This is a genomic window from Rheinheimera sp. ATLC3, from assembly GCF_059429535.1.
Genome location: NZ_CM182103.1, coordinates 988,071 through 1,013,972, shown reverse-complemented (window position 1 = coordinate 1,013,972; position 25,902 = coordinate 988,071). Strand labels below are relative to the sequence as shown.

Genomic DNA, 25,902 nt, shown 5'->3' with positions numbered 1-25,902 from the left:
GTGTCGTTATGTTGGGAGCTTTAGGTGAATAATACGGACTGTTACATCACATGGCCGGGACTGTTTATCACAGCACTGCTACTCCTCATTTTTATGCCATTAACCACACAGGCAGCCGGCAGTGAAACCGCTCAGAAGGCTGAACTACGTATTATTACCGAGCCAAGCGGCCGTGGGCGCTTAACAGACAAGTATGGCCAGGTGTATGGTATGTCTACCCAGTTGGTTAAGGCGATACAGCAACAACTGAGTGACACGGCAAAAATAGAAATCCTGCCCTGGGCACGTGCCTACGCTATAGCCGTAAGCAGTGACAATGTGATGGTTTACGACACTATCCGCTCTGCCGAGCGCGAGAACAAATTTAAATGGGTCGGCCCGATTAAACTGTATTCCGTCAACCTCTACGCCCAACGTGGCACGGTGGCCGAAAATGCCAGTCTGGCTGATTTACTGGAAAACCATGTGGCATGCGAAACCCGCAATAACAGTATCGTCAACGAGTTGTTTTCGCTTGGCTTTGTTATCGACAAAAACCTGATCCTCAGCTTACAGGCTGGCGATTGCTATAAAATGCTGCAGATAGGCCGTGCGGATTTAATCGCAATGCACGACGATGTTACGCCTAAACGCTTAGCTGAATTACAAAACGCCGGCTTTGATTTACAGCCGGTTTATCCGCTGAAAAACATCGAAATGTATATCGCATTTTCCAAAGCCGTAGACGATAGTATTGTCAACAGCTGGCAGTGCGCGCTAAATAAACTGGTGCTGCAAGGCGAGTTCAGACGTTTATATCAGGGCGAATACGCTGATTCGATGATCAGCGAAATTGAAGCCAGGGCAGCGCAGTCGCAGCAACAACTGAGCTGCCCGTGACGGCTTAGATGTTTAGACTTATTTAGCCGGTGCCAAAGCTGAAATTGCACTCCAGAGCAAGTCAGCCATCGGCTGTCGGTAGATATCGCTGTGCGCACCACCACCGGATTTATAAGCAATATAGCGGATCAGCTCGTCAGCATTTACATAGACAAAGCGTTCTTTTATGTCACCAAAGCTGTAAGTGCCCGTTGAGCCTACCTTGTGACAACTAAAGTTGTCTTCAATTTTATCTTCGCAGTATGTTGTGTACGTGGTTTCATTGCCGACAAAGGGGGCCCAAATGCCGGTGTCCATAGCGGTGTCGCGGATAGATGACGTCAGCAGCACCCTGGCGGCCTGCCGGCAATACTGATACTGCGGGGTTTCAATGCCTCTGTCCGGGTAAAAACGGGAAATTGAGTAAGCCCCCTGCAGACTCACCAGTAAATCTATGTTGTTGCGCGCTAACATGGTGCCATCTGGTGTTATGGCAGGCCCGACACAGGTTGCCATCGATGTCGCTCTGGCGCCAAAGCTGTGGCCGACAACAATGGTTTTTGCCACATCCAAGCCTTTAATGGTTTGATGTAGCAAGACTCCAAGCCAGCTCAGGCCCACCTCATCTGCATCATTTGCTTTGTTAGGGTAGCTGAACAGTTTGGCCAGCGGGTCGATAAAGCTGCTTGACCATAAACTTGGCCAGGTTAAACCGATAAACAACGGCCTCATCTCACCTTTTGAAGCCTTTTGCAGGTTACCGAGAATTGAATTAAAGTTGCGTACTGCTTCTTCCTGATCGGTGTTCCAACCCATCACCAACACAAAAATGTGGGTATAGTCATCAGTTAGATCGGGTGTGGCTTTTTTAGCGCTAATGTCAGCCTCAAGGTTCTGTCGCAGCGCGGCCATCGCCTGCCAGCTTTGCTGATACAAATTACCTTCAAAGCGGTTTTCCTGCTGGCAATGCTCTGACTTATTGCTGTCGCTGGACGTATAGGCACTGTAGATAGCACAGTTTTCCTGCGGCTGGTTGCGCATAATATGGGTAACCAGCATCGTTTTTTGGTCAATCAGCAAGTCATATAATTCTTCGGCGCTGTTATCGTTATTTGGCACCTGAGTAGTCAGGATAACTTCTTTGGGGGTGTTAGAAATCTTAGCCACACGCACTTTTTCTACCCCGACAATGTAACCGGGAAACTGCAGTGACAGTTCGTCAGGGTAGTAAATCACCGAATGAAACTGTTGGGTAATAGCGCCATCAGTGCGTAAGCTGGCTTCACTGGCAGCAAACTCGGATTCAGCTTCAGGTTTACAGGTACAGGCGGTTGTTAAAAGTAATGCGCAGCCCAAAGCTAAGATGTGTTTAATAGGCATAATTCCTCCCTGAATATCGGCAATGTTTAACGCAAAAAACTGATGTAATTTAGTGGCGACCTCCTGCTGCCACTTAAACATTTCATATTAGCGTAAAAAACAATAAGCACACGCCAGCGCTGCAATGTAAGCGATCTTTAAGCGAAGTGTTGCCGCAAATTCGATATCAGACAAAAAGCCTGTCAGCCAGAATACGTTACAGCCGTTATTGCTGAAATGAGTTGTAACAATAAGTGAATGGGCAAAATCATATTTTCAGTGCAGCATCATGTCGCTTTAACAGTTTGGATGTTACCCCTATGAGTAAATTAAAAATGATGCTGGCCCTGCTGGTGGTGTTGGTTGGCGGCATTATTCTGTTTCATCAACATCTTATCTCGGCCTTTATTCTGCCGCAGTACATTGACTGGGCCAGTGACACAGAAGTTGCCGGTTTACAGCTGGGTGATCCGCTCAGTGCTGAACAGTTAGCCCTGGCGGCAGAAATTGGCATTAAGCAGCCAGAAAAGGTCAGGCTGGTATATGTTGATGTTGTGCCCTTTCCATACCATAACCCTATGCTGAAGTTAGTCGGTGAAGCCACCGGCTTTATTGGCGACGGCATTATTAATAATGCTCAGGTGTTCGGCTATTCGATATATGTCAGAAAAGACTATCCGCTCAATACGCCCAGACTGGCACACGAGCTGGTGCATGTGCTGCAAATAGAGCGTGCCAGCTTAGAGCAGGTGATTACCCGGCACTTTGCTGACTTACTGACATACGGCTATGACAATTCACCGCTGGAGCTGGAAGCCTATGAAGCCAACAAAATCTATAGCAACCGCTAGTACTACTACACAGTAGTTAGCAAATGGCGTTAAGTTAGCTGCTTTGCCATCGGCGGGAATTGATGTTTAATAATGCGGATATTGTAAGTAAGACAGTGGATAGGCTATGAACGCAGTTGAAGCACTGATATTTGACGAACGGGAATTTAGTGTCAGCAAAGATCAGCAAACACTGAGTTTAAATCCGCTTAGCTTTAAATTACTGCACGCTCTGGCACAACAGCCTGAGCAACTGGTGTCGGTAAGCGAGCTAACTTCTGCAGTATGGCCCAAACAGCATGTCAGCCCGGAGACGTTAAAACAACGGGTGTTTGTGCTAAGAAAAGCCTTGCAGCAATCATCAATCACCGGCTTAACGATACAGGCGGTGCGGGGCGAGGGCTATCGCTTACTGATTGCCCGGTCTAATGTTGAAACTGATACCGCTGTAGCAACCGATGTTGCAGTTCCTGCATCAGGCAGGCGTTATAGCCTGCGACAAAAACCACTGCTGTTCGCGGCAGCGCTGCTGATTGCCCTAATGTTGTTCACAGCGGCGATGTTGAGTTGGCCGCCTAAACCTGAGGCGATAAGCAGTAATCGTATTGCACTGTGGTCAAACATAGCACCAGAGCAGATGCCAACAAGTGCGCAAGCCATTTATCAAGCCTGGCAGCAGCAGCTTAACCAGGCCGCTGCAACAGGCAATATCCAGCTGATATTGTCGCGCCAGCGTGCCGATACGGCACTGCCACTGCAGGCAAGAAAAGACCGGCTTGCGCTTATCAGCTATGTTGACATCGTTGCGGTAAATAACAGCGCTATCGTTACCCTTAGTATCATTGAACCGACAACGGCCACGGTGCTGCGCTCCGACAGCATTGACCCCGCCTCAGAAGAAGCGCTAATGCAACTGTTGGCATCGCACCTGCAGGGCATTGAACAGCTACTGGCATCGGGTAAGCTTTACCTGAGCAAAGAGCAGCGCGAACAGCCACTGCACCCTATATGGCCTGCGCTGCGCGCGCTGGCTAACCCAGCTTAGCGGGCGCTGCATAACCAAACATAACTAAGCCTAACCCTTATTAACTGGCGCCTTAGCTAAGCATCATGCCCAATGCTTGAAAAAAAGGAGCATGATATGAAACGTCTGATAGTGATGGTTTGGGTATTGGGTTTGCCGTTGGCATCTGCCAGCACAACCTCGAGCACAACCTCAGTTAAATCCCCTCTGGATAGCAAAGCGTCGGTATACCAGCAACAGCTTACTGCCGTGGTCAATGCGCTGCAGCACACGACTGCCGTGCCCGGCTTTTCAGTTGCCGTAGTGCGCGAGGGCAAGTTGTTGGCAGCCACTACAAGCGGCTATGCTGATGTCGCCGCTAAGCAGAGCGTCAATGCCGACACGCTATTTCGCCTGGCTAGTGTATCGAAGATAGTGGGGGCCACTATGCTGGCGGAGCTGGTGCTTACTAAGCAGCTGGACCCGGACGCGGCAATTGGCCGCTATTACCCCGGGCTGGCACAGAAATACCAAGCTATTACCCTGCGGCAGTTACTTGCGCATACCTCGGGCATGCCGCATTACCAGTTAAAAGATGCCGATATTTACGATAGCCACTACCGCTCAGCTATGGCCGCCGTTACTACACTGAAAAACCGTGATCTAATCTCCCGCCCCGGCACGGAATATCACTACTCAACGCACGGCTATACGCTGGCTGGTGCCTTGTACGAAAAGATCACGCAGCAACCTTTAGCCAGCTCGGTACCGCAGTTTATTGCGCGCTGGAGCGGTAAAGCCACACCTTTGGTGGAGAATATCCATCAGCTACACAAAAACAGCAGCAAGTTGTATGAGCTAGAGCCCGGCGGTGCGCGTGAACTTGCCTTCGGTGAAATGTCCTACAGTGCCTTTGGCGCCGGGCTAAGTGCCAGCGCAACAGATTTAGCCTATTTTGGCGCCGCGGTGCTGCAAAAAGCCAGGCAACAACCAGCACTGCAGCAATTACTGTTTAGCCCGGCAACCCTGCAAGATGGCAGTATCGTTAGCGACAGTCGCTATCAGGTGGGTTTTGGCTGGCGTATTGCCAAAGATGAGCAACAAAGAACCGTGTATCATCATGCCGGTTCAACCCCCGGTGCCCGCGCTATTCTGGCGGTTTATCCACAGCAAGATCTCAGCATCGCTATTTTGTCCAACAGCAACTGGGTAGTGTCGATGGATAAGTTAGCCTTTGCCTTAGCTGGCCTTTACCTCGATAACGCCCAACCGTTGCCACTGGCCAATCATAGCTATCGTATTGCTAATAAACACCAAACGCTAAGCGGCGCTATTGCCTGTAACAGCAGCTATTGCCAGCTGAGCGACAATGAAACCGACTACGCACAGTGGGTAAACGGCTTTAACGCCGGTAAACGTACAGGCGTCGACTGGCCGGTGTTTGCTTACAGCACCACACAGGGCGAACGCCTGCTGCTTATAAACAATGTTGGTATTGCCACCCTTAACGGCGCACAGGCACACTACAGGCTGGACACCGGCAAACATCAAACCTACTCGGTAACGCTGTTCGATGGCGAAAACACCAATCAATAGCGCCGATAGCAATGCTAACAACAGCCATCACCAGCGTCGCCAGGCGGCGAATATAAAGCCGGTGCTTTGGCTTTAATGTTTGGTTAAATCTAAGGAGTAAAAGTGGCAAGGTCTGTATTAGTGCTTAGCGATATCTTCGGCTTATGTTCTGGTCTCGATCGTTTGCTGGCCGACTTACGCCAGAGCGGCGCTACGCTGCACCTTGTTGACCCTTATCAGGGCAAAGCGCAGCAGTTTGCCGATGAAGCGCAGGCTTATGCTGCTTATACTGCCATATGCGGCCATGATGCCTATGCCGCTTTGGCCGCACAGGCACTGCAACACAGCTCACAGCCGTTTGATCTGGCCATCGGTTTTAGCGCCGGCGCCACTGCGCTGTGGCGCGCCTTAGCAGCTACTGAAAGCAGCAAACTTAAGCAGGCGATACTGTTTTACCCCGGCCAAATCCACCCGCATCTGGCGCTTAAACCGCAAGTAGCTACACAAGTGATTTTTGGCCACAGCGAGCCACATTTTGCCGTGGCCGATATCTGCCGGCAGTTACAACAGCAGGGCGTCGCTGCCATCAGCACACCTTACGCCCATGGTTTTATCAATCCGGCATCACAAGCCTTTGCTGAGGCGGGGTATCAGCAGTATCTGGCACTGCTGCATAGTCTTGCAACTGTACCAGCCTGAGTATGGCATTAGACATCATTAACAAGCTCAAAGCCTTCATCCAGCCAGCCTGTTACACCGCCAATCATTTTTTTCACCGGGCGACCTAAGCGAGCTAACTTTATCGCGGCTTTCTCGGTCGCATTGCAGTGTGGTCCAGCGCAGTACACCACAAACACCGTGTCGTCAGGATAGTGGCTCAGGCTGGCTTCATTAATGGTTGGGTAGGGCAGTAATGTTGCCCCGGCAATATAGCCTGTTTTTGCCGTATCTAAGGCGCGCACGTCAAGCAGCACAAAGTCCTGCAGCTTATTGTTGAGCGCGTAGTGCACATCCCAGCAGTCTGTTTCAAATGTCATTAAACGTTGAAAATGTGCCAGTGCTTCTGCACTAGTTGCTGGCTTAGGTCTTACAACTGTTGAATGCATGTTTTGTCTCCGATCTTGTGGGTTGGCGTCTGCATTATCAGTGGTGTGCCGATTTTGCGAAATTGTCTAAATAGACAATCTCCGATAATATCAAGACATAATTTATCTGAGATAACTGCCGCATGAGGGTAACCATTCTATTAACCGAACAATTGTCATTATTTGAACTCGGCTGTGCGGTAGAGTTATTTGCCATGCCGCGACCAGAATTTAGCAATTGGTACAGTACGCAAATCGTTTCGCTATCATGCCAGCACTATAGCGGCCTGGCCGGTAGCGCACTGTTGTGCGAGCGGGTAGATAGCTTGCCGCCGTCAGACTTGCTGGTGATACCCAGCTTTCCGGTGAGAACACTGCAACCTGAGGCAAAGTTGATTAGCGCTTTGCTGGAACACTATCAGCGTGGCGGTCGCATCATCAGCTTTTGCTCCGGCTCATTTTTACTGGCGGCGGCAGGTTTATTAGATAACCGCATTGCCACCACGCACTGGCGTTATGCCGCGCAATTTAAACAGCGCTTCCCGCATATCCGCTATAAAGACAATATTTTGTACCAATATGACGGCGTGATCGGCTGCTCTGCCGGCAGCGCTGCAGGCATTGATTTAGGCATAGAAGTTATTCGCCGCGACTTTGGTTATCACTGTGCCAACAGCGTAGCCAGGCGGCTGGTACTGCCGGCCCATCGAAGTGGTGGTCAGGCGCAGTTTGTCGAAAAACCGGTGGCACTGAGCAAAACCGCTATTTCGCAAGCGCTGGACTGGGCAACCAACAACCTGTCTGGCGCACTCACTATTGATGACATCGCGAAAAAAGCCAGTATGACCAGGCGCACCTTCGACCGGCAGTTTACTAAAAACTACAACATGACAGCACTGCAATGGCTAAACGAGCGCAAGCTGGAAGTGGCCAAATCGCTGCTTGAGGTAAGTGAACTGTCCATCGACGAAATCGCCGCCCGCTCCGGCTTTGACAATGCGGTAACGCTTAGGCATAACTTCAGAAAATACCTGGCGATATCGCCAATGCAGTATAAAAATACCTTTCGTGGCAGTTAGATATCAGCATTGGATCTGCAACTGGTTGGTTTTCTCCGGTGCCAAAGTGAAATCAAAAGGGGCAGACATCAGTTGTAACAATAACCCTGTAGGCAAAAACGATTTTTCGGTGCAGCATCATGTCGCCTGAACGCTGCTTCTGCGGCGCCAAATTATTCTACCAACAAGGATGCATACAAGATGAGCTCAGCTACTGCGGTGTCACAGGGCTATGTGCGGTTTGCAGGCTGTTGTTATTTACTGATAATCGCTTTAGGGTTGTTTGCTGAAACACTGATACGTGGCAGCCTGGTTGTTGCCGGTGATGCCAATGCAACCGCCGCGCACATTGGCGCAGCAAGCACACTCTGGCGCAGCGGCATCGTCGCCGACTTGTGTATGCAGCTGTTAGACATTCCGATCATCGTATTGTTTTATCTGCTATTCAAGCGGGTAAATGCCGCACTTAATTTAGCCGCCACCGGTTTTAACCTTATTCAAACTGCCATGCTGGTTGCTAATAAACTCACGCTGGTGGTGCCACTGCTGCTGGCAGGTAGTGGCGCATATTTAGCTGCCTTTTCAGCAGAGCAGCGCGACGCCTTAGCCTACCTGGCGGTACAGCTACACGGCTACGGCTTTGCCATTGGCCTGCTGTTTTTTGCAATAGCCTGTATTATCCGCAGTTATCTGATTATTGAATCGCAGTTTTTCCCCAAACTACTCGGCCTGATGCTGGGCCTTGCCGGAGTCTGTTATGTGGTCAATACGCTGGCGCTGCTATTGGCGCCCGATCTGGCCGTTATGCTGTTCCCGTGGATCATGTTGCCGGTATTGGTAGGGGAGTTGTCACTTAGCCTGTGGATGATAGTAAAAGGTGCAAACGTTAAAGGGCTGGCACAATGAGAGCTTACCGGGTTTCACTGTGGTTACCGCTGGTAGCCTTGCTGTTGGCGGCTATGCATCTGACGATGGAATACTTGTCTGGTGGGGTACAAAGCCATCATTTACTCAATGACGCTACGCTGCCGGCTATTTCAAACTGGTTTGAACTTATCACTTTACCGCTGCTGGGCTTAGCGCTGGCAAAATATGCTCAGTTACAACCAGCGCATATCACCCGTCTTGCAACAGTCCCTGTTAGCTTATTGCCGGGGCTTATTGGCGCCGCCTGCTACGGCGCAGTGTTTGCTGCTAGTTTCGCAATGGGGTATATGACACTCACTACGTTACTTTTTTTCAGCTTACTGCCCTGTGCCCTGTTGTTTCCGCTGTACCGGCTGCACTATATCAGCGGCTTTGTGGCGGCGATGACATTCACCTTCGGCGGTATACTGCCGCTGCTCATCGCTGCCGCGTTAGCGCTTATGTCCTGTTGTAGCCGTTTTGTCATCATCCGTGTGGTGATAGGCTGGCGTAAATACAGAGCGTCGCCAGCACAACCCCAATAGGACGACTGGCTGCAAATGTTCTAGATGCAAGTTGCGGGTTGCGCAACTTGCGTCTAGAATGGTGACATCGCTGTGTAATGATCAACAGGGAGGTGTTTATTGCAGGTAGTTATTAAGCCAGGAAAAGAGGCCAGCACAACTGCGGCAATTAGCAGCCTGCCATCACTTGCCAGGGAGGAGGTAACTGACGTGATAGATATTCTGGTCAATGCAATTTCACTGCAGGAGGCCAAGGAAATCTTGTTAGGCGACATGGTTATCGAGGGCAACAGTTTTAGTGTGTCGATAAAAGAAAATTTTCAGTTTGTGGTAGCGGGTTTGCTGGGTAAAAGCGAGGGAGAAGACATGCTGATGATAGAGGTTATTCGCTATGGCTAAGCTATGTCTGCATAAGATTCGCTGTTTATTTTCAACGTTAAGGTAATAGATGAAATGACAAACAATACTGAATTGCTAAGCAGTGAAAACCTGCGCGAGATGGGCCTGATTGGCCCGCCAAAAGCGGCCGGTGCGCATTTTAAACGCTATCTGCAGCGTAAAAACCTGACAGCAGCCGACGCAGCCCGTGATCTTAACGTTGCCAAATCGACCATCACCCGTTTTATCAACGGCGAAAGTGAGTTAAGCATTGAGCTGGCAACCAAGATAAAGCGGGTTTATAACGCGCCGGTAGAGGTTTTTTTTAAAATTGACGCCCAATACAAAGCCTATGTTGTGGCGCAGAACATTGCCAAATCAGTGGCGTAAGCTGCTGTAGTTAAACGATATGGGCTGAGGTGTAGGTTCGCGAAAAGGGGCGGAGCTAATAATCACCGCTATTCGTTCAAGTGATTGAAATATAAAATTATCTAATTCTGATTTAATTGTCTCCGCCCCCTTTTTCTCCTGCCGGTGTTGGTAGGGGAGTTATCACTTAGCCTGTGGATGATAGTGAAAGGCGCAAACGTTAAAGGGCAACTATCTTAAGCGATTCCCGTGTCTGGCGCTGGCGAACATCTGACATTTGTCAGCCAACTTTGATGATAACAAGCACTACTTTCCCGACTGGCGTTAACAAACAATAGACGCGAAGTTTAATCGCGTAGGTGCTGACTTGTGCTTTCTAAATTACCCGGTGCATCAAAATTAACAAAACTCAAAACGATAGCGCTTGTGTTACTCGCGCTGTTGTTGCTATGCAGTCAGCTGCCGCAGTTAATTACCCGGTTTGTGCCGCTGTCTAACCAGGGCAAGGTACAACGCCAGTTGTATTTACCCGCAACGGCAAGTGCGGACAACCCAGCACCGCTGTTGGTATTTTTGGGCGGCTCGGAAGGTGGGATGAGCCTCACCAATGCCCGCAGAGAGGCCGAACGGCAGGCGTATCTGGATGCAGGTTTTGCGCTATTGGTTATCGGCTATTTTGGTTTGCCGGGTATTCCGTCTGGCCTGGACCGGATTGAACTTAGCGGCGTACTCGCTGCTATTGAGCACAGCCGCAGCAATCCTGCCGTTGATGGTGCAAAACTGTCCGTGCTGGGCGTGTCAAAAGGGGCAGAGTTAGCCTTATTACTCGCCAGTCGTTCGGCGCAAATCAGCACTGTAATTGCGGTGGTCGGTAGTGACGTAGTGTTTGCCAGCCCAGAGTGGTATAGCACCAGTTCGTCCTGGAGCTGGCAGGGCCAAGCCATTGCTTTTGTGCCTTTTAGCTTGCGGTCGGCACTGCCGCTGCTGCAGGGAAATATTCGCCAGGGCTATGAAATGGCCATGCAAAATGAGCAGGCTTACCAGCAAGCGCTGATCCCGGTGCAGCAGATGCAGGCCGACGTGTTACTTATCTCAGGCACAGCTGATGAACTGTGGCCATCCAGTGAAATGTCTGACAGGATTATTCAGCGGCTGCAGCAACATCAGTATCCTCACCGATATCAGCATATGAAAATAGCTGGCGCTGGCCATGGCGGGCTTGCCCGGCAATATCAGGATGAGATTATCGTGTTTTTAACAGCATCGCAGCGGTAATTCACAAGGATAAGCATAAAGGGGCGGAGACAATTAAAGGTAGGTTTAGCTAATCCATTATGTCTCAGTGATTTGCGTAAGAGATGGTGATTATTAACTCCGCCCCTTTTTCTTTAGGTGGCAAAAAGCAAGAGCAGACCCTTAAGTTTTTATGGCGCAGTAGCCAGCCAGGCGGCAATTTGGCTGGCAGCCAGGTCGCTATTGTGGTTGCCGCTGTAGCTTTGCAATGTAGCAACGCCTGGCGTAAAGGCCTGATACAGCGCCTCGCTGTGGGCCCGGCCAATAATTTCATCCTGCTCTGCCACTAGCACCAGCGTGCGGCTGCTAACGGCCGGCGCATAGTCGGCGGATCTATAAGTATCTTTTAGCAACCACTTAACCGGAAAGAGCGGAAACTGCCGCTGTGCCAGTGCGCTCAGGCTGTCAAACGGCGTTATCAGCACCAGTTGCGCGACCTTACGCTGCGCCGCCAGTTGTAACGCAACGCCAGAGCCCAGGCTGCGGCCAATGACCGTAATAGCACTATGTTTAGTCTGTAGCTGGTCAAACAGCGCCAACGCATCGGCGATAAGTGCCGGCTCTGATGGCTTGCCGGAACTACCGCCATAACCGCGGTAGTGCATAAGATAAATGGCATGCTCGGGAAAAGCCGCAGCAAATTCCGGCAATGACACACTGACATCCTCGGCATTGCCGCCAAAATACAACAGTGCCTGGCTGCTATCGCGCGGCTGTTGGCTAACCAGCACAGTGGCACCGGCTTGTTGCAGTACCAGCGGCTTAGTTGGTGGCAACTGTGCTGCTACCGGGTAATAAATTAACTGCCGCTGCAGCAAATACAGAAATAAGCACAGCAGGCAATAGCCCGCCAGTACATAGCCTGCAACAGTAAGCAGCATACGCATGGTCTGTCCGGTAGTAGGTGAAAGGGTGTAAAGCAGCTTAGCGGATAGCGGGGGTAAATCAAATGGCTATCAATATCAGCATTAAATCAGCAGTTGGTTGGTTTTCTCCGGCGCCAAAATGGCAGCATGGCTTCTGCTGCGGTTAATCTTGGCAAAGCACAGCGAAGCAGTTAAAAGAATTAGCCGATTTAAATGCTTGACGGTGTTTAGATTTAAGGTAAAAGTGGTAGTTGTTATGGGGCAGATATAACGGAAGTGTGTTGAATGGCAAAAGGCAAGACCTGACCCCCGGAGTTTGCATGACCCCCGGAGTTTGCATGATTTAATGCTGCAGGTAATTGGCTTCTAACTTTTAATGTCAGTGCAGTACTCATAACACCTTCCGAGTAATCAAGTTGAAGCGATAGTCCCATCAATCCTATAACCCGCAATAAACTAGCCATTGCACTAAGCTATCAATGTCCACTACGGACGTTAATTTAAAAAAATAAAAAAACTTTCTTAAATTCGCGTTTTTTCCGCATCCACTTTTACTACTTCACTAAATAGATGGTGACCGATTTATTTCCGAACGGGCGTCATCTTACAAGTGCATATTTTTACGCTATTTGTCGCAAACAAAGGTAATATCGCAATGCCCCCGTTTTCTTTGCGGGGGTAAACCGTCGGCTAATAACCGGCATAGGTCATTAAGCAATATCAAATAGGTAAGCTTATGAAAAAATTATACATATTTAACAAGGAGCTACATTTCTATGAGCAAAACAAGAGGATCAATGATACTTAAAAAATTGCACGCGCTAAAAAGCGCATCACTTTTACCAACCGTTACGCTTGAAGTTGGGGCGACGCTGTACAGGGTGCAAGGCTCTCAGTATACGCAACACTTTCACTTCTATAAGCCAACGGACCCAGCCAACATGGGACGTTACGATTCGCTAAGTCACGGCACTTGCTATCTGGCCGAAAAGCCGGAAGTCGCTATGGCTGAAACGTTTTTGCAAAACGTTTACGGAGGTCAATCGATTTGGACGCGGTCCGACATTGATAAACGCTGTGTGGCAGAGGTGGAGGTAAGCATCCCACTTACTCTTCTGGACATCGGCGCCCTAATGCCACATATCGGGGTCAAACTCGATGAGCTGACAGGTGTTGACCGCGAACTGAACCAGGCAATTAGCCAGTTTGTTGCGGATAGTTCGGAGCTGGGCATGCATGGTTTAAAATACCCAGGCCGACATCTTTTAAATGGGGAATGTATAGCATTATTCGATCCGCCGTGCTCAGCTGGAGCCCTAAAAGGGGTATCACTAACTCCGGTTAGTCACTTTAAGTGCCCCTATTCTGGCCTGGATGGTGAAGATTTGCTGTACAAAAAGCTTGGTATAACTGTGATAAACGATCGTTAAAAACAAAGCCCCGAAAGGGGCTTTTTTATCGACTAAGGCGCAACATGGCGGCTAAACTCAGACGCTTTGGTCTTCAAATAATTGATGACCTCACTTTTATGTGATGCATCTTTAAGGGCATCAGCAGGCGTTCTTCTTTTCCCATCCGGCAAATCGATTTCAGCCAGAAAAAAGCCAATTTTAGCTGCATCAGAAATATCATCAGGCATTAGTGATAGTAAGCTTTCCAGCTGCTGCAACTTTTTGCCATTATCAAACTGAAAACCTGGATAAAAATAATCATGGCCATTTTGGATGGCCAGAATTTTTCCTTTAGAACGCTGATTATTCAGAGCTTGGCGTGACAGGCCAGTCATATTAGCCACCTCACCAACCTTGTACAAACCACCGTTCTCTTCAATACGCTTATAAAAGGCTTTGGTTGCATTTAGTCTGCGTTCAATCCTTTCCTGCTCAGCCTTGTTCCGGGCAGACTCAATTCGCACCAGGGTGAGAAGTTCTTCACTAAGGGTTGCATCAGTAACACCTGCCAACTTCTGAATCCTCGTTGGATTCTCGTTAAGTGTTGGCAGGACATATTCTGAAATGCTGTTTAACATTCTGATGGCAAGCAACTCTGCAGCTGGATTTCTCTTCGCAAAACACAGTAATTTCTCAGCTGCGTCATGTAACATCGAATCACCGACGTTAACCTGGTTGCCTTTCGCAACGTTGGTGCGCATTGAGGCTTTCGCCTGAGTAGTGCTATGCATATTATTAAACCTGTATTGCTTTTCTATTGACGATTTAATAGTACCATGCACTGGTAAATTGTCAACTTTGAAAAAGGGGGGAGCGTTTCTATCGTTCCATGCAGAACGAGAAGTACGTTCTAAACGTCGCACATTCTCTTTAATTCATTACAAATGTAAGTTAAGCCACCTTGCTGTATGAAAGACTCTTTGTTTCTCCACAGCACTTTTGACGTTGATGTCACTTTTCTTAACTCTGCTTCCATTTGTGACTTATATGCGGAAGACCAATTGTTATCGAGCCTTCTTCTAATTCCTTTTTCCGTAGCAAAGTCATCTACATGCATATCAAAAGTGAATCGCCTTGATGTACCTATCTTTTGCCTGCTTACACAAAATTTCATGAATTCAAGAACTGACAAGCCGGCATCAACACACACAGCCAGACATTTTTCCCAATCATCAATGGTGCAGAACAGTATGTGATTGGCCTTCATACAGCTATCAAGCATTTCACTAGTCTTCGTCCCAGAGTCACCAACGTAAGAGAGCAATGTACTTGCATCAAGAATGAAGTAATCCATGTGTGTAATAATGAGCCCATACCTTTGCTCCACATCTCCAGAAATAACGGATAGCTCTGCAAGTTTCTTTGCGCACTCCGATATCTGAGAGATTGCCTTAATGTGAGCATCCTTAAGGCGGTCTTTAATCAGCCGGCCATCACTTGACGTTAATACAACCTGTTTGGGTTCAACTCCTTTAACATCTACAAATAGCGACTCGCCCCCGTTTCGTAACAGAAAATCAGTTGCTGCCACCTCGTTTGGTGTTTTGTACCAACTTTGGATCTCTCGTTCATGCGTGTAGTTAATACCGTTGTCGTCGAAAATTTCCTTAACATATCGCTCAAATAGTTTGGTGAATTTATTCTTAAAGTCAGGCATCTTTTCTTTTAAAAGCCTCATCACAAATTCTGACAAGCCTATTGCAAGTACGCATGGGTGAGCGGTCGCTATACCATCTGAGAACAGGATCACTGGCTTTGAAATCAATACCGGTTCTTCAAAAGTTTCAGATGCGTGAAATACCCGCCCTTGATTTCTTACCTCTTTTACAAGTAACTGAAGCTCTTCAATGGTACCGCCAATCAGTCGAAGAAATCTGGCAATGTCTTTTAGCTCTACTCCACCAAATAAATCTGACACAATTTCCTCAAAGTAAACGAATACCTTTTGTTCATCGATTGTTTTGGCCATTAGGTAGCTTGATAGAAGAGCAAAAGTCTCCAGTGATAGACCTGTTTCTTTCTGAAAAGCTCGGTTGAAGCTTTTCTTTCCATCTTGCATAAACAAGATCGAATAAAAGCGGTCCATAAAAACGGCATGTCGCGCCAGTGAGCCGCTAAAACGAAACTGGCTAACAATTATCCTCCTGAAATCAATCATCAAATCACGATGATTGCTCTTAAATGCAATATCCTGAAGATCAAACAGTTTTTGGGCTATTCGATTGATACCTGAGAGCGTTGCTGGCTTTGCATACTTGCCTGGTGTTATTTCAAAAGCAATCTCCAGAATCTGGCAAAGTAACCATGGCATGGGGATATGTCGCGTTCCCCATTCTGGTTTCTCATGAAGCATGCGGATCACTAACTCAATGACAGATGATGTTGCAAATTTTGCGAGTTCGGCTCTTATTTTATGAGCGGCTTCTGCGTAAGTTTGTCTGTTCTGTATAGTCAGTAGTTTCACACATCACACCCATGCTGCTCTTAACCGTGTTCAAATATCGAAATTATTCCAATACCATTGGGTCATTTATGGTGATATAAGCCTTTAAACACAAGATATAAAACTGAATGCCATGCCGAGTAAAATCTTAATTCTAATCGAGGTTATCGCCGCGGTCATATGGACCCTCAGGGTCAGGTCTTGCCTTTTGCCTTTGCTGTTCGGGCGTATGCGCTGATATCAACGTTTTGGTGTTTTGAACAGCCTGGCATTAGCGGAGATTTTAAAATTGCATAGCGACACCATTAAACAGCAATTAATCGCGCTGGAACAACTGCTGGTGCAGCCTGTCACCCACTTGTCTGATAAACCGCTATCTGGCTGATGATTTCTATGAAATCGCCGCTACCGGCCGCTGTTTTCGTAAAGACGATGTACTTGCACGCCTGCCAACTAAGCGCTAGGACTCCAGGCTTTTAGCTGCCCTTGCGGGCTTAGCCCGCATATCCAACACTCGCCACACTACCACTTCATCCGGCTTTGGCATTTTGTAATAAATTGCATAAGGAAAACGATGTGCCAGCATTCGGTAATAGCCAAAAACCTGCTGGTGAATACCGGCGTAAATAACTAAAGAATCAATATCACTAAAGATGGCGTCCAGGAAGTAGTCACCAAGATGCTCTCCTTGCTGTTGATAGAACAAACGGCCATTTTCCAGATCGTTTATTGCAGCAGTGAGAACCTTAATTTTCATCGGAATTTATTACGTAAACTGTTTTTGGCCAGCTCCCAGTCGTGCGTTACTTCGTCACCCTCTCTAACCGCATTTTCTGTCTGCTGCAACGCTTGCTGATGCCAAGCGGGGGAAGCCAGTTGGTCGGTGCCTTCAGCGGTAAGCTCTTGCCACAACGTTTCCATCACTTGTAATTTCTCGGCGGTAGAAAGCTGTTTAATTTGTTCAGTGGTGATCATAAAACTGGCCGTAGTTGCTAACCTGACTGGAGCATAGCAACAGCGACTGGATAACTCAAACCTGCTGTTTTGCTTTGGGTCTCTATGGCATATTGCTTGGAATCGATAACCCTATAACCGGGCAGAGGCCTTTAAAAGTGCACAACGGCACCCTTAAACAGCAATTAATTGAACTGGAACAACTGCGGGTTCATCCCGCTACGCGTTTGTCTGCCGAGCTACTTAACCGCTATTTAGCCGATGATTTTTATGAAATTGGTGCCAGTGGCCGCTGTTTTGGTAAAGCGGATGTGCTGGAACGTTTGCCCACTGAAAAGCCGCCGCTGATTACCCAGCAAGATTTTAACTGCAAGGTTTTGGCCGATAGCCTGGCACAGCTTACGTACCGCGCCACCATACAGCGCGCAGAAAGTGATATTGTCAGCTACTCAGTGCGCAGTTCACTCTATCGTTTGAATGATGAACACTGGCAGATGATTTTTCACCAAGGCACCGCATGTGAGCCGTTTTGAAAAAGGCGTAGCCGCCACCAGAAAATGGGGCGGAGCTAGTGCAAATTAGCTGTTGTTTAAACCTCGATTTTGATTTCTAAACGCACCGGGTGGCATCCCTACGTATTTATTAAACGCGACATGAAATGCGCTAGCTGATTGATATCCAACTTGAAAAGCAATCTGCTCAAGCTTGTCTGCAGTGCACAACAAAGCCTTTTTGGCCAAAGACATACGCCAGAAGAGAAGGTATTGCATAGGTGGCATACCCACGACCTTGTTAAAGGTCGCGAAAAAAGATGATCTGGACATGGATGCCTGACTGGCAAGAGACGTTACTTGCCAATTGAAACTTGGTTTTTCGTGAATATTATGTAGTGCCAACGAGATCTTTTCATGTTGCAGGCCTGCCAGTACCCCGGCAGACTCGAACACACCATTATGCCCCCGCAGTGACTCAATCAATAACAACTGTAAAAGTTGCACCAAAACGACCTCTCTACCTGGTCGTCTTGCTTTGCTTTCATCTAAAAGAAGTTCGAACAACGCTATAAATCGCGGCTGTTCTTTAATTAATATTTCTTTCGGTAGCAACGATAGGATCAGTTGCTTGTCCTGAGTGTCAAAATCGCAATGACCTAAATACATCAGAAGGTCTGGCTTTGCATTTGGTGAACCAATTCTCACATGGTTATTTGCAACCATTGTCGGCATAGTAATGTCAGACGTACGCTCTAACCCTGTATTTGTGTTTTCCAATGAATAAGCGGCGGGTATCAAAAGGAAATCACCGGCAACCAGCAATTGGGGCCCTTCGCCGTTGATATTGATCAGGCATTCGCCTGCTAATACCGCACAGAAAAACGCCTCACCTCCGGCCTCCCGGACAATGCGCCAGGTACCCGCACCTTCAACGAGTTTTGAATGTGAAGGCTTGGGATTTAGCAAAGCGACAATATCGGTTAAAGGATCAGACAATGGACTATCTCTAAATATATTCGGATTTTAGATTATATTAAATCCAATCCCTGCTGGCTATGATCGCCATTCTGGTCAACAGCAAGGAAAAAATATGTCTACAGTACTGATTACAGGTTGCTCATCCGGTTTTGGGCTTGCAACAGCCAAATTTTTTTTAGAAAAGGGGTGGCACGTCATTGCCACAATGAGAAAGCCCGACCCATCACTATTACCAGAGAGCGATAATTTAACGCTGCTGCCTTTAGATATTACTTCTACCAGCAGTATTGATAGCTTGGTGCAAGAGGTTAAAAATATTGACGTTTTGGTCAATAACGCGGGTTTTGGTGCACCGGTGCCGGTTGAGCTGACACCCTTAGCGACCGCACAACAGTTAATGAACACGAACGTGCTGGGAACATTATCATTAACTCAACGGTTTCTTCCGCTGATGCGCCAACAAGGCAGCGGGGTGATCATCAATGTTTCTTCGTCGGTAACAACCAAGGCGATGCCATTAATTGGCCTCTATCGTGCGAGTAAAGCGGCGCTTAACGCGTGGAGTGAGGCCCTGGCGATAGAAGCTAAGCCTTTCGGTATTCGGGTACATGTTGTACTGCCCGGACGTTCACCTGAAACAAAATTCGGGGAAACTGCGCGAGCATATTTTGCAGGGATGGATGATCCGGCGTACGGCAAAATGGTGAATGACTTTGTTCAAATGGCAGGTAAAACAAACTCGCCCGTGACTTATGCTAAAGATGTGGCGAGTACCATCTTTGCTATCGCAATCGATCAAAATACGCCGTTTTACTCGTCAGCCGGTGAAGATGCAAAACTGTGGTTAGAAGAATCGCAACAACAATCTCCCTTTTGCAGTTAAAAAACAATATGGGTAGTTGAGCTTAGTTAACGAAAGTTCTTTTGAAGCCGCTACGCAGGCAGCAATTGAGATATTTTTAGACCATCAGCCGGTAAAGATTATCTACCGGCATTAGGCGTAATAAACGACCAGATGCAGTTAATGTTTGTTGCGCAACAACCCGGCTAGCTTTTGCAGGGCGGTTAATCGGCTGCCAATCATCGGGTTGGTAAAGCTAAGCCGTAAAAAATGCTGAAACTGCCCGCTACTGGAGAATAACTCACCCGGGGTTAGCACGATGCCTTGTTGCAAACAGTGGGTGTAAGCTTCGGTGCAATTAGGCTGGCCTGGCAGTTCTAACCATAATGCTAGCCCGCCTTGTGGCACGGTGTAGCGCGCATCTGGCCAGTAGAGCTGTAAAGCATTAAGCAACTGATCACGCTGGTGCTGCAGTTGGTTGCGATAGTGCTGCAAATGCCGTTTGTAATGGCCCTGAGCTAAAAATAATGCTAATGCCTGCTGCACACTTTGGCTGCCCGCTAACTGGCTGACAAGTTTTAAGCGCGCTACTTTTTCATGCCAGCGGCCAGCGGCAATCCAGCCTATGCGTAAATCCCGCGACAATGCTTTGGAAAACGAACTGCATAAAATCACCCGTTGCTCGGTATCTAAGCTTTTAAGCGGGGGCGGGCGCTGGTAAAAGCCCAGATCGCCATAGATATCATCTTCAATAACCGCCAAATCATATTGTGCCGCTAATGCGATTATATGTTGCTGCTTTGCCGGTGACATACAGGCACCAGTCGGGGTGGCATAGGCTGGGGTGACCACACAGGCTTTTACCTGCCAGCGGCTAAGTGCCTGCTCCAGTGCCGCGGTATCTAAGCCGTCTTGCTGAGTGGGAATTTCCAGTACCTGCAGCTGCAGTTGCTGCAACAACTGCAGTACACCATAAAACGCCGGATGCTCCACAGCGACAATATCGCCGGGCTGACACACCGCCTGTAAGGCTAAAAACAGCGCATGCTGGCAGCCTGCGGTAATACATAGCTGGTCTTCTTTTAGCGCTAAGCCATAGTGGCGATAATGCAGTGACAATTGCTCGCGCAGTGCCAACAGCCCGGTTGGCTCGTCGTAGTGCAGCGCGTAGCGCGACCCTTGCTGGCGTAAAGTGCGGCTTAATAAGCGATGCAGCAAGGTTAAATGCGGCAGGTTAACAACAGGCCCCTTTGGCTGAATATCAAAGGCGGCACTGCGGTTCATAATGTCCACAAATAACTCCGGTACCGTTACCGGTGTGGGGCTGGTGGGTGCAGACTCAGGTTTGGTGGCCGAAACGGCAGACAGCGGTTGACGCACATAATAACCGGAACGTGCTCTGGCCTCGACTAACCCCAGTGCTTCCAACTGATGCAGCGCATGCTGCACTGTGGCTAATGACAATTGATATTGTCTGCACAAGGCTCTGACTGACGGCAGGCGTTCTGATGGCTGCCAATGACCTTGTGCCAGCAACTGTTGCAACTGCTGTGTTAGCTGCTGATAACGAAAGTCCTTTGCCATGCTTGCCTCTGGATAATACAACTGTATCTATTTTAATTTAAAATTTTGTATCTGTATTGGCTTTTGTCTGCTCGTTACACTGGCAGCCCTTACGTCACACCATCACAGCGCTTCGATGCGCAGGTGTGTGCAGCATATTGTTGTCACAATACAGGTCATTCTATGCAACAACGCCCGGCCGCCGAACAGATTATTTTTTCAACCAAAGACAGTAGCGGTAAAATTTATATCCGCGAGCAAAAAGGCTACTTTCAGTTTATTCGTCGCAGCGTTAACACGGTGTTGATGTTGTTATTTGTCTGCCTGCCCTGGCTTAATTTTCAGGGGCAGCAGGCCATTCAGCTGGATGCCGCGCAGCAGCGTTTATATATTTTTGGCCGGGTATTGCTGCCACAGGACTTTTTAATTTTTGCTCTGTTGTTTACGCTGGCCGCCTTTGCGCTGTTTTATCTAACCAAACTCTATGGCCGGATTTGGTGTGGCTATACCTGTCCGCAGACTGTCTGGACGTTAATGTTTGTCTGGCTGGAGCGACGCATTGAAGGTAGCCATAATCAAAGTAAAGCGCTGGACAACGCGCCCTGGCACGGCGCAAAACTGAGTAAAAAGCTGTTGAAACACAGCAGCTGGCTGCTACTGTCACTACTCACCTCGCTGGCTTTTATCGCCTATTTTGTGCCGGCCCGTAGCCTGTATGCTGATTTTTTCAGCCTTAACAGCTCTGGCACCGTGTACGGCTGGGTAGGGTTTTTCGCGCTGTGTACCTACGTAAACGCCGGGCTTATCCGCGAAAAAATGTGCCTGCATATGTGCCCCTATGCCCGTTTTCAGTCTGCCATGTTTGAACCGGCGACCAAAATTGTGGCTTACGATGCACAGCGGGGCGAGCAACGCGGGGCGCGTAAACGCAACAGCGAAAAACCGGCGGCAATGGGCGATTGTGTCGACTGCCAGCTATGTGTACAGGTGTGTCCGGTGGGTATCGATATTCGCCACGGCATGCAGTACGAGTGTATTAATTGTGGCTTGTGTATCGATGCGTGCGACCAGACTATGCGCCAGTTCAACTATCCTGTTGGGCTTATACGTTATCAGGGCGAAGTATCAACACAAACGGGATGGCAGCGACATTTGGGGTATGGCAGCGCCATCTTGCTAACAGTGCTGGCTATGGCGGCCTGGGCGTATCAATGGCAAAACACTGAGCTGAGTATCAGCCGTGATCGCCAGGCGATGTACCGCGTTAACAGCGACGGCCTGACCGAAAATACCTTTACCCTGACGCTGAGTAACAAAACACAACAACCACGCCACTATCAGCTGAGCATCGACGGGCTGGCAGGCGCTGAGCTCAAAGGCGCTAAACAGATAACGCTGAAACCGGCCGAGCAGCGGCAACATATTATCAGTATTGCTATGCCCGAACAGGCGGCAGAAGTTTATACAGCTTTTGCATTGCAACTTACTGATAAAGAGCATGGTAACAGTGTCAGTGCCGCCAGCCGTTTCTATCATGTTCGCTGAGCTTGCAAGCAGGAGATTACAGAGAATTGTAGACTTAACTCACTTCAACATTATGAGACGCAGACCAGAGCCGAAGCTGCTCGAGTATATGCAATGCTGAGCGGCCGAATTCGGTTAGCTCATAGGTGACGCCTATCGGCCGCGTTGAAACCACTTTACGCATCACCATATTGTTCGCTTCTAACTCTTTAAGGCGCTGATCGATCATTTTCTTGCTGGCGCCGCCTAACATACGGGTTAAATCGTTAAACCGTACTGGCTCGTCTTTTAAATGGTAAATGATAGAACCTGTCCATTTACCGCCGATTAAACGCATGCCTTTCTCAATCGCACAAGGCTCCATGCAGGCGTTTAAAACTTTTTTTCGCCCTTTACTATCTGTTTTTACTTCACTTTCCAAAATAAATTCTCGCCCCCCAGTGGTGGTTACTAAAAGTATACTAATTGAAAAATGTTTTCAGGTAACTATTATATACCACAGTTAATTAATGACCCAGTTTAAATTTACATCACGGAGTTAGCTGTATGAAAAACGTATTAATTATTAACGCGCACCATTATTACCCATTTGCGCAAGGTCGCCTAAACGCCACGCTGACAGATAACGCAGTAGCGCTACTAGAAGGCAAAGGCTATACCACGCGGGTGGTGACCATTAAAGATGAGATTAATATTGAGCAAGAGCTTGAGAACCATCAATGGGCAGATGTGGTACTACTGCAAACTCCGGTTAACTGGATGGGGGTGCCCTGGTCATTTAAGAAATACATGGATGAGGTATACACCGCAGGTATGGGCGGACCCTTATGTAATGGTGATGGGCGCCATCAGGATAACCCCAAGGCAAACTACGGCCGGGGCGGTACGCTTAAGAACACAAAATACATGCTGTCGTTAACCTTTAACGCACCTGCCGAGTCATTTAATGACGCTACAGAATTCTTTGATGGCAAGAGTGTTGATGACTTGTTGTTCCCGATGCATATGAACTTTAAGTTCTTTGGTATGACAGCACTGCCAACCTTCGCCTGTTTTGATGTGATGAAAAATGCTGATGTTGAAAACGATCTGCAGCGGTTTGAGTTGCACCTGAACGCAAACTTCTAAGGAGGTATAGGATGAAAGCAGCAACTTACACCGAAAAACTGCACCCTGGCAGTGTGTTTCCCGAAATAACTGCAACCTTGCTAAATGGTGAAACTGTAACATTGGGTAAGCCACAGCCGAGAGCCGACTGGCAATTGGTAGTGGTTTATCGCGGCCGGCATTGCCCAATGTGCACACGCTATTTAACTGCATTAGAGCAAGTCAAAGAGAGCCTGGCGGACATTAAGGTGGATATTGTTGCCGTGTCGGGTGACAGTAAAGCGCAGCTGCAAGCGCATCTGGAGCAGTTAAAGGTTTCTTTCTCAATCGCTTATGGCCTGACGCTTGACAAAATGAAAGCGCTGGGGCTGTTTATCTCTGATCCGCGTTCGCCACAGGAAACCGACCATCCGTTTGCCGAGCCGGGTTTATTTGTCGTGAACGCAGAGGGCAGAATCCAGGTTATTGATATCTCCAATAACCCCTTTGTAAGGCCGGATTTGACTACTTTAGTTAACGGCCTTGCCTGGATACGGAACCCTGATAACAACTATCCTATCCGCGGTATGCATCGCTGATGGAAGCGCGACTTCGGTTCTGTTAATACTTAGCACTATGTCTAAAGCAGGGCTTTAGTCGCCACCAACACACCATTATTATCTGCATAAACAAACTGGCCGGGGATAAAATCTACCCCGGCGAAGGTGACCGTTAAGTTGATATCACCCAAATCCCGTTTGTCGGTTTTCATCGGGTGAATACCCAGTGCCTGCACGCCAAGCGCCGTTTGGCGTATTTCGTCGATGTCGCGAATACAGCCGTTGATAATAATGCCTTCCCAGCCGTTTTGGGCCGCTTGCCCGGCCACCATATCGCCCAGTAGCGCATGGCGTTTTGAACCGCCACCGTCGACCACTAACACCTTACCCTGGCCCGGTGTGGCGACTAACTGCTTAACCTTGGAGTTATCTTCAAAACATTTTACGGTGACAATTTGCCCGCCAAAGGCGGCTTTGCCACCGTAGTTGTGAAAGATAGGCTCGGCTACGCGAATGTTATCGGCGTGAGTGTCGCAGAGGTCGGGTAGGGTAAACGGTTGCATCATTAACCTCTTACTGAATTTTGTGTTCACTGTGGCCGTAACTGTTTTTGCCTGTCAATAGGCTAACTTGCCGGCAGGCAGCCGCTGCCCGGTTTTTAGCAGCATTAGCTGCAATGACAGACTAAGTAAGATATACAGCAGTTCCGGCTTTGTTTGAAATGCGCCCAGCAGCAAAAATAGCAACAGCAGCATATTAAAGCCTATAATCGCCCTCAGATATTGGTTTACTTTACGTTGCGTCAGGAGCGTTTGGTTATCCGGGTCGTGAAAGTTACGCCGCTTGCGAAACACCGTGAAATACACTGCGAAAAATAGCGCGGTATTGGTTAGCAAACCCACCGTGGTTAACTGCCATAACTTTGCTATAGCCATTGGCCAGTGGCCGGTAAATGTCAGTGCGCTTGCTAAAAGCGGGACGACAAGCACGGCACTTATTGACATTACCCGGTCGGCTGGGGACAGATAATCCAGCACCCGGCGCCGTTGTAAACTGGCTTTGCGTTGTGTTGGTAATATTGGCGCCGGTTGCAGCCATTGCCGCTGTGCCAGCAATAATAAGACTTGCAGGCTGGTGAAGCCCAATAATATAGCTAAGTTAAAAACGATCCAGCCAGATATCTGCGCCAACAATAAAATCGAACCTGTCAGTAGAACCAGCCGGTTTATCCATTTAAACCACAGCTGTAGAAGCGGCTTGTCTGGCTGCTGCTTGTGCTTCTGGCAACGGCGAGGCAACACCGCAGACAGCAGTGCCAACTGCAGCGCAAAGATCACATTTATCGCTATATGCATTATGGTCATAAGGCCTCCATTAGCGTTCTTTCTTTGATCAGTTCAGCAAACTGCAGGCGAATTTCAGAGTCAGTCAGACCAAGATCCCGCAATTGTACAATGGTGGTTGTCATCAGTTGCCGGGCTTGCTGACTGTAATCAATCAGGCAGTTTTGCTGTGCCTGAGAATGAATAAAAGTTCCGCGATAGCCTTTACCCACAATAACTTTGTCGCGTTCCAGTAACTTATACGCTTTGGCAACAGTATTTTGATTAATTCCCAAATCGGCAGCCAGTTGGCGAATAGAGGGTAACTGAAAGCCAGGCTCCAAATTTCCTGCGCTTACCAATTGCTTAATCTGGTTGATCAGCTGCGCAAAAATCGGTTCTGTGCTGTCGGTATCAATCAGAATTTCCATATTTCCCCCACTAAATTCTGATTTCTATTGTACTACTTGATCTAATAGTACACCGATGTTAGGCTGCCAGCAACATGTACTACTTAACCTAGTGGTACGTGTGGGCTAAGTGCTCTGGATAAATAAAGTGTTTTAGATAAACCATTAACTG

General features: G+C 48.3%; 30 protein-coding genes. 17 read left to right on the top strand and 13 right to left on the bottom strand.

What is annotated here, in order from left to right:
* Positions 1-93 precede the first annotated feature (93 nt).
* On the top strand, positions 94-879 hold the full coding sequence (locus AC5SV9_RS04770; RefSeq protein WP_475146743.1) for a substrate-binding periplasmic protein: 786 nt from the start codon (positions 94-96) through the stop codon (positions 877-879).
* An 18-nt stretch (positions 880-897) separates the two neighbouring features.
* Here AC5SV9_RS04770 and AC5SV9_RS04765 read toward each other — a convergent pair whose 3' ends face one another.
* Positions 898-2,319 (bottom strand): hypothetical protein, encoded by a 1,422-nt coding sequence (locus tag AC5SV9_RS04765; protein ID WP_475146741.1) that lies wholly within the window; start codon positions 2,317-2,319, stop codon positions 898-900.
* Positions 2,320-2,537: 218 nt separating this feature from the next.
* Between AC5SV9_RS04765 and AC5SV9_RS04760 the strand changes: the two genes are divergently transcribed.
* The 4 genes from AC5SV9_RS04760 to AC5SV9_RS04745 all read left to right on the top strand — a co-directional run bounded on the left by AC5SV9_RS04760 (position 2,538) and on the right by AC5SV9_RS04745 (position 6,324).
* Complete coding sequence (locus AC5SV9_RS04760) at positions 2,538-3,068, top strand: hypothetical protein (protein WP_475146739.1); 531 nt, start codon at positions 2,538-2,540, stop codon at positions 3,066-3,068.
* Between the two features lie 106 nt (positions 3,069-3,174).
* Complete coding sequence (locus AC5SV9_RS04755; RefSeq protein WP_475146738.1) at positions 3,175-4,092, top strand: winged helix-turn-helix domain-containing protein; 918 nt, start codon at positions 3,175-3,177, stop codon at positions 4,090-4,092.
* Between the two features lie 96 nt (positions 4,093-4,188).
* A complete protein-coding gene (locus AC5SV9_RS04750; protein ID WP_475146736.1) occupies positions 4,189-5,646 on the top strand; it encodes a serine hydrolase domain-containing protein in 1,458 nt (485 codons plus the stop codon).
* Between the two features lie 102 nt (positions 5,647-5,748).
* Positions 5,749-6,324: a dienelactone hydrolase family protein gene (locus tag AC5SV9_RS04745; RefSeq protein ID WP_475146734.1), complete on the top strand. Its 576-nt coding sequence runs from the start codon at positions 5,749-5,751 to the stop codon at positions 6,322-6,324.
* Between the two features lie 8 nt (positions 6,325-6,332).
* Here the strand turns inward: AC5SV9_RS04745 and AC5SV9_RS04740 are convergent, their stop codons facing one another.
* A complete protein-coding gene (locus tag AC5SV9_RS04740; RefSeq protein ID WP_475146732.1) occupies positions 6,333-6,731 on the bottom strand; it encodes a rhodanese-like domain-containing protein in 399 nt (132 codons plus the stop codon).
* Positions 6,732-6,853: 122 nt separating this feature from the next.
* Between AC5SV9_RS04740 and AC5SV9_RS04735 the strand changes: the two genes are divergently transcribed.
* From AC5SV9_RS04735 to AC5SV9_RS04710, 6 genes are all read left to right on the top strand, one after another.
* Positions 6,854-7,789 carry a helix-turn-helix domain-containing protein gene (locus AC5SV9_RS04735; RefSeq protein WP_475146730.1) on the top strand — a complete coding sequence of 312 codons (936 nt, stop codon included), beginning with the start codon at positions 6,854-6,856 and terminating at the stop codon, positions 7,787-7,789.
* A 180-nt stretch (positions 7,790-7,969) separates the two neighbouring features.
* Positions 7,970-8,674, top strand: coding sequence for a DUF4386 domain-containing protein (locus tag AC5SV9_RS04730; RefSeq protein WP_475146728.1), 705 nt, complete (start codon positions 7,970-7,972; stop codon positions 8,672-8,674).
* Positions 8,671-9,219: a hypothetical protein gene (locus AC5SV9_RS04725; RefSeq protein WP_475146726.1), complete on the top strand. Its 549-nt coding sequence runs from the start codon at positions 8,671-8,673 to the stop codon at positions 9,217-9,219. The genes AC5SV9_RS04730 and AC5SV9_RS04725 overlap by 4 nt, the downstream gene beginning before the upstream one ends.
* Positions 9,220-9,318: 99 nt before the next feature.
* Positions 9,319-9,597, top strand: a complete 279-nt coding sequence (locus tag AC5SV9_RS04720; protein WP_475146724.1) for a hypothetical protein — start codon at positions 9,319-9,321, stop codon at positions 9,595-9,597.
* Between the two features lie 54 nt (positions 9,598-9,651).
* Complete coding sequence (locus tag AC5SV9_RS04715) at positions 9,652-9,966, top strand: helix-turn-helix transcriptional regulator (RefSeq protein WP_475146722.1); 315 nt, start codon at positions 9,652-9,654, stop codon at positions 9,964-9,966.
* A gap of 348 nt (positions 9,967-10,314) precedes the next feature.
* Complete coding sequence (locus AC5SV9_RS04710) at positions 10,315-11,220, top strand: acyl-CoA thioester hydrolase/BAAT C-terminal domain-containing protein (RefSeq protein WP_475146720.1); 906 nt, start codon at positions 10,315-10,317, stop codon at positions 11,218-11,220.
* A gap of 149 nt (positions 11,221-11,369) precedes the next feature.
* Here AC5SV9_RS04710 and AC5SV9_RS04705 read toward each other — a convergent pair whose 3' ends face one another.
* Positions 11,370-12,125, bottom strand: a complete 756-nt coding sequence (locus AC5SV9_RS04705; protein WP_475146718.1) for an alpha/beta hydrolase — start codon at positions 12,123-12,125, stop codon at positions 11,370-11,372.
* Positions 12,126-12,880: 755 nt separating this feature from the next.
* Between AC5SV9_RS04705 and AC5SV9_RS04700 the strand changes: the two genes are divergently transcribed.
* A complete protein-coding gene (locus tag AC5SV9_RS04700; protein ID WP_475146716.1) occupies positions 12,881-13,534 on the top strand; it encodes an RES family NAD+ phosphorylase in 654 nt (217 codons plus the stop codon).
* A 32-nt stretch (positions 13,535-13,566) separates the two neighbouring features.
* Here the strand turns inward: AC5SV9_RS04700 and AC5SV9_RS04695 are convergent, their stop codons facing one another.
* The 4 genes from AC5SV9_RS04695 to AC5SV9_RS04680 all read right to left on the bottom strand — a co-directional run bounded on the left by AC5SV9_RS04695 (position 13,567) and on the right by AC5SV9_RS04680 (position 16,973).
* Positions 13,567-14,286, bottom strand: coding sequence for a hypothetical protein (locus AC5SV9_RS04695; RefSeq protein WP_475146714.1), 720 nt, complete (start codon positions 14,284-14,286; stop codon positions 13,567-13,569).
* Positions 14,287-14,405: 119 nt separating this feature from the next.
* On the bottom strand, positions 14,406-16,019 hold the full coding sequence (gene gapS1, locus AC5SV9_RS04690) for a GapS1 family protein (protein WP_475146712.1): 1,614 nt from the start codon (positions 16,017-16,019) through the stop codon (positions 14,406-14,408).
* Between the two features lie 439 nt (positions 16,020-16,458).
* Positions 16,459-16,755, bottom strand: a complete 297-nt coding sequence (locus tag AC5SV9_RS04685) for a type II toxin-antitoxin system RelE/ParE family toxin (RefSeq protein ID WP_475146710.1) — start codon at positions 16,753-16,755, stop codon at positions 16,459-16,461.
* Positions 16,752-16,973: an addiction module protein gene (locus AC5SV9_RS04680; protein ID WP_348685885.1), complete on the bottom strand. Its 222-nt coding sequence runs from the start codon at positions 16,971-16,973 to the stop codon at positions 16,752-16,754. The genes AC5SV9_RS04685 and AC5SV9_RS04680 overlap by 4 nt, the downstream gene beginning before the upstream one ends.
* 137 nt (positions 16,974-17,110) lie before the next feature.
* Here AC5SV9_RS04680 and AC5SV9_RS04675 point away from each other — a divergent pair, with 137 nt between their 5' ends.
* On the top strand, positions 17,111-17,485 hold the full coding sequence (locus AC5SV9_RS04675; RefSeq protein ID WP_475146708.1) for a nuclear transport factor 2 family protein: 375 nt from the start codon (positions 17,111-17,113) through the stop codon (positions 17,483-17,485).
* Positions 17,486-17,530: 45 nt separating this feature from the next.
* On the opposite strand, the gene AC5SV9_RS04670 is transcribed toward AC5SV9_RS04675, so the two are convergent.
* Positions 17,531-18,442, bottom strand: coding sequence for an AraC family transcriptional regulator (locus AC5SV9_RS04670; RefSeq protein ID WP_475146706.1), 912 nt, complete (start codon positions 18,440-18,442; stop codon positions 17,531-17,533).
* Positions 18,443-18,536: 94 nt separating this feature from the next.
* On the opposite strand from AC5SV9_RS04670, the gene AC5SV9_RS04665 reads away from it, so the two are divergent.
* Entirely contained in the window at positions 18,537-19,307 is a 771-nt protein-coding gene (locus AC5SV9_RS04665) for an SDR family oxidoreductase (RefSeq protein ID WP_475146704.1), read from the top strand.
* Between the two features lie 138 nt (positions 19,308-19,445).
* Here AC5SV9_RS04665 and AC5SV9_RS04660 read toward each other — a convergent pair whose 3' ends face one another.
* Positions 19,446-20,849, bottom strand: coding sequence for an aminotransferase-like domain-containing protein (locus AC5SV9_RS04660; protein WP_475146702.1), 1,404 nt, complete (start codon positions 20,847-20,849; stop codon positions 19,446-19,448).
* Between the two features lie 162 nt (positions 20,850-21,011).
* On the opposite strand from AC5SV9_RS04660, the gene ccoG reads away from it, so the two are divergent.
* A complete protein-coding gene (gene ccoG, locus AC5SV9_RS04655; protein WP_475146700.1) occupies positions 21,012-22,373 on the top strand; it encodes a cytochrome c oxidase accessory protein CcoG in 1,362 nt (453 codons plus the stop codon).
* A gap of 34 nt (positions 22,374-22,407) precedes the next feature.
* On the opposite strand, the gene AC5SV9_RS04650 is transcribed toward ccoG, so the two are convergent.
* Positions 22,408-22,689 carry a winged helix-turn-helix transcriptional regulator gene (locus AC5SV9_RS04650; RefSeq protein WP_475146698.1) on the bottom strand — a complete coding sequence of 94 codons (282 nt, stop codon included), beginning with the start codon at positions 22,687-22,689 and terminating at the stop codon, positions 22,408-22,410.
* Positions 22,690-22,898: 209 nt separating this feature from the next.
* On the opposite strand from AC5SV9_RS04650, the gene AC5SV9_RS04645 reads away from it, so the two are divergent.
* Positions 22,899-23,480: an NAD(P)H-dependent oxidoreductase gene (locus AC5SV9_RS04645; RefSeq protein WP_475146696.1), complete on the top strand. Its 582-nt coding sequence runs from the start codon at positions 22,899-22,901 to the stop codon at positions 23,478-23,480.
* Positions 23,481-23,491: 11 nt separating this feature from the next.
* A complete protein-coding gene (locus tag AC5SV9_RS04640; RefSeq protein ID WP_475146694.1) occupies positions 23,492-24,037 on the top strand; it encodes a redoxin domain-containing protein in 546 nt (181 codons plus the stop codon).
* 41 nt (positions 24,038-24,078) lie between these two features.
* Here the strand turns inward: AC5SV9_RS04640 and rraA are convergent, their stop codons facing one another.
* Genes rraA through AC5SV9_RS04625 form a run of 3 tightly spaced genes read right to left on the bottom strand, consistent with a single transcriptional unit; the run spans position 24,079 to position 25,751 of the window.
* Complete coding sequence (gene rraA / locus AC5SV9_RS04635; protein WP_475148319.1) at positions 24,079-24,561, bottom strand: ribonuclease E activity regulator RraA; 483 nt, start codon at positions 24,559-24,561, stop codon at positions 24,079-24,081.
* Positions 24,562-24,615: 54 nt separating this feature from the next.
* Positions 24,616-25,362: a hypothetical protein gene (locus AC5SV9_RS04630; RefSeq protein ID WP_475146692.1), complete on the bottom strand. Its 747-nt coding sequence runs from the start codon at positions 25,360-25,362 to the stop codon at positions 24,616-24,618.
* Positions 25,359-25,751: a GntR family transcriptional regulator gene (locus tag AC5SV9_RS04625; protein ID WP_475146690.1), complete on the bottom strand. Its 393-nt coding sequence runs from the start codon at positions 25,749-25,751 to the stop codon at positions 25,359-25,361. Before AC5SV9_RS04625 ends, AC5SV9_RS04630 begins: the two co-directional genes overlap by 4 nt.
* Positions 25,752-25,902 lie beyond the last annotated feature (151 nt).

Bases quoted from the DNA above. Each gene is read 5' to 3' on its own strand.
- AC5SV9_RS04770 (WP_475146743.1), top strand. From the start codon at position 94: ATGCCATTAACCACACAGGCAGCCGGCAGTGAAACCGCTCAGAAGGCT.
- AC5SV9_RS04765 (WP_475146741.1), bottom strand. From the start codon at position 2,319: ATGTTTAAGTGGCAGCAGGAGGTCGCCACTAAATTACATCAGTTTTTT.
- AC5SV9_RS04760 (WP_475146739.1), top strand. From the start codon at position 2,538: ATGAGTAAATTAAAAATGATGCTGGCCCTGCTGGTGGTGTTGGTTGGC.
- AC5SV9_RS04755 (WP_475146738.1), top strand. From the start codon at position 3,175: ATGAACGCAGTTGAAGCACTGATATTTGACGAACGGGAATTTAGTGTC.
- AC5SV9_RS04750 (WP_475146736.1), top strand. From the start codon at position 4,189: ATGAAACGTCTGATAGTGATGGTTTGGGTATTGGGTTTGCCGTTGGCA.
- AC5SV9_RS04740 (WP_475146732.1), bottom strand. From the start codon at position 6,731: ATGCATTCAACAGTTGTAAGACCTAAGCCAGCAACTAGTGCAGAAGCA.
- AC5SV9_RS04735 (WP_475146730.1), top strand. From the start codon at position 6,854: ATGAGGGTAACCATTCTATTAACCGAACAATTGTCATTATTTGAACTC.
- AC5SV9_RS04730 (WP_475146728.1), top strand. From the start codon at position 7,970: ATGAGCTCAGCTACTGCGGTGTCACAGGGCTATGTGCGGTTTGCAGGC.
- AC5SV9_RS04725 (WP_475146726.1), top strand. From the start codon at position 8,671: ATGAGAGCTTACCGGGTTTCACTGTGGTTACCGCTGGTAGCCTTGCTG.
- AC5SV9_RS04715 (WP_475146722.1), top strand. From the start codon at position 9,652: ATGACAAACAATACTGAATTGCTAAGCAGTGAAAACCTGCGCGAGATG.
- AC5SV9_RS04705 (WP_475146718.1), bottom strand. From the start codon at position 12,125: ATGCGTATGCTGCTTACTGTTGCAGGCTATGTACTGGCGGGCTATTGC.
- AC5SV9_RS04700 (WP_475146716.1), top strand. From the start codon at position 12,881: ATGAGCAAAACAAGAGGATCAATGATACTTAAAAAATTGCACGCGCTA.
- AC5SV9_RS04695 (WP_475146714.1), bottom strand. From the start codon at position 14,286: ATGCATAGCACTACTCAGGCGAAAGCCTCAATGCGCACCAACGTTGCG.
- AC5SV9_RS04685 (WP_475146710.1), bottom strand. From the start codon at position 16,755: ATGAAAATTAAGGTTCTCACTGCTGCAATAAACGATCTGGAAAATGGC.
- AC5SV9_RS04680 (WP_348685885.1), bottom strand. From the start codon at position 16,973: ATGATCACCACTGAACAAATTAAACAGCTTTCTACCGCCGAGAAATTA.
- AC5SV9_RS04665 (WP_475146704.1), top strand. From the start codon at position 18,537: ATGTCTACAGTACTGATTACAGGTTGCTCATCCGGTTTTGGGCTTGCA.
- AC5SV9_RS04660 (WP_475146702.1), bottom strand. From the start codon at position 20,849: ATGGCAAAGGACTTTCGTTATCAGCAGCTAACACAGCAGTTGCAACAG.
- ccoG (WP_475146700.1), top strand. From the start codon at position 21,012: ATGCAACAACGCCCGGCCGCCGAACAGATTATTTTTTCAACCAAAGAC.
- AC5SV9_RS04650 (WP_475146698.1), bottom strand. From the start codon at position 22,689: ATGCGTTTAATCGGCGGTAAATGGACAGGTTCTATCATTTACCATTTA.
- AC5SV9_RS04645 (WP_475146696.1), top strand. From the start codon at position 22,899: ATGAAAAACGTATTAATTATTAACGCGCACCATTATTACCCATTTGCG.
- AC5SV9_RS04640 (WP_475146694.1), top strand. From the start codon at position 23,492: ATGAAAGCAGCAACTTACACCGAAAAACTGCACCCTGGCAGTGTGTTT.
- rraA (WP_475148319.1), bottom strand. From the start codon at position 24,561: ATGCAACCGTTTACCCTACCCGACCTCTGCGACACTCACGCCGATAAC.
- AC5SV9_RS04630 (WP_475146692.1), bottom strand. From the start codon at position 25,362: ATGACCATAATGCATATAGCGATAAATGTGATCTTTGCGCTGCAGTTG.
- AC5SV9_RS04625 (WP_475146690.1), bottom strand. From the start codon at position 25,751: ATGGAAATTCTGATTGATACCGACAGCACAGAACCGATTTTTGCGCAG.